The 1,830-nt window shown below is 74.9% G+C and carries 2 protein-coding genes and 1 riboswitch; of the genes, one reads left to right on the plus strand and one right to left on the minus strand.

Annotated features, from left to right (window positions below):
• Positions 1–538: precorrin-6y C5,15-methyltransferase (decarboxylating) subunit CbiE (gene cbiE / locus CQZ88_RS31365; protein ID WP_258008675.1), on the minus strand; the 538-nt coding region annotated here is incomplete at its 3' end.
• A gap of 34 nt (positions 539–572) precedes the next feature.
• A riboswitch (cobalamin riboswitch) is annotated at positions 573–770 on the plus strand.
• Between the two features lie 33 nt (positions 771–803).
• Between cbiE and CQZ88_RS18990 the strand changes: the two genes are divergently transcribed.
• On the plus strand, positions 804–1,830 hold a 1,027-nt coding region (locus tag CQZ88_RS18990), incomplete at its 3' end, for an ATP-binding protein (protein ID WP_180987042.1).

The following is a 1,830-nucleotide window of genomic DNA, read 5'->3' on the forward strand; positions in this document are numbered from 1 at the left end:
GGGCACCGAGGTCGGAGAGCACCGTCAGCACACTCGCCCCGAAGCCGTCGCGGCGCAGCAGGTCCGCGACCTGCGCGGGCGTGCCGCCGTCGGAGGAGAGCACGATCAGCCGCCGGCCCCGCCCGAATGCGCGGCGGACGGCGTGCACGTCGCGGCCCACCAGCGTCACCACGTCCACCGACTCGGCGCTCCACCCCATCCGCGCGCGGGCCAGGGCCACCGATGACACCGCGGGCAGCACCGTCACCGCGGCGGCGCCGAGGTGGGCGATGAGCGTGGAGCCGATGCCGGAGACGAGGGGGTCGCCCGAGGCGACCGCGACGATCCGCCGGTCGCGATGGCGCTCGAGCAGCGCGCCGAGCCCGTCGCGCAGCGGGGAGGGCCACGGCTCCCGGACGGCGCCGGTCTCGGGCAGCAGCGCCAGGTGACGGCGCCCGCCCAGCAGGACCTGCGCGCCGAGCACCGCGTCGCGGGCGGGCGGCGGCAGGCCGTCCCAGCCGTCGGCGCCCATGCCGACGACGGTGATCTGTGAACCCATGGCGTCGAACCCTAGCCGGTGCGGTTAGACTCGGCGGCGGCAAGACAATCGAGGTGCCCCTCACGGGGATAATCGGGAAGCCGGTGCGAATCCGGCACAGGCCCGCTGCGGTGACCCGGGAGTCGTCGATCACGCGCAACACGCGCAGCCACTGGACCGGCCGGTCCGGGAAGGCGATCGCACGGCGTTCGACCGGGAAGTCCGAATACCGGCCTCGATTTCAGCTGCCGAGAAGACATCCCAGCGGGAGCCTGTGGAGGTTCGAGTGCACGTGTATCCGTTCAGTGCCGTCGTCGGCTCCGACGACCTGGCGCTGGCCCTGTCCCTGTGCGCGGTCTCGCCGTCGATCGGCGGGGTGCTCGTGCGCGGCGAGAAGGGCACCGCCAAGTCGACCACCGTACGCGCCCAGGCCGCGCTGTTGCCGCAGGTCACCGAGGTCACCGGCTGCCGCTTCGCGTGCGATCCCGCCGCCCCCGACCCGGCGTGCCCCGACGGGCCGCACCCGGGCGGTGCGGCGGCGCAGACCCGTCCGGCGCGGCTGGTGGAGCTGCCGGTCGGTGCCACCGAGGACCGCGTCACCGGCTCCCTGCACCTGCAGAAGGCGCTGTCGGCGGGCACCGCCGAGTACGAGCCCGGCCTGCTCGCCCGGGCGCACCGCGGGGTGCTCTACGTCGACGAGGTCAATCTGCTGCACGACCACCTGGTGGACCTGTTGCTCGACGCCGCCGCGATGGGCCGCTGCTCCGTCGAGCGCGACGGGGTGTCGGTCTCGCACGCTGCCCGGTTCGTGCTGGTCGGCACGATGAACCCGGAGGAGGGTGAGCTGCGGCCGCAGCTGCTCGACCGCTTCGGCCTCACCGTCGAGGTGGCCGCGCCCCGCGATCCGCAGGTGCGGGCGGAGATCGTGCGGCGGCGCCTGGCGTTCGACGCCGACCCGGACGCGTTCGTCGCGCGGTGGGCCGACGCCGAGGCGGCGCTGACGCGGCGGTTGGCGCAGGCCCGCGACCGGCTGCCGCAGGTGCGGCTCGACGACGACGCGCTCGTCGCGATCGCGGAGGTGTGCGCGGCGTTCGACGTCGACGGGATGCGCGCCGACCTGGTCACCGCGAAGACCGCCGTCGCGCATGCGGCGTGGGTGGGCCGCGACGAGGTGACGCGGGAGGACATCGCGGTGGCGGCGCGGCTGGCGTTGCCGCACCGTCGTCGCCGCAATCCGTTCGACGAGCCCGGCATGGACGAGTCGCTGCTCGACGAGCTGCTCGGCGAGCAGCCGCCCGAGCCCGATCCGGACG

The organism is Rhodococcus sp. ENV425 (genome assembly GCF_002887785.1).
Classification (GTDB): Bacteria; Actinomycetota; Actinomycetes; order Mycobacteriales; family Mycobacteriaceae; genus Rhodococcus; species Rhodococcus aetherivorans.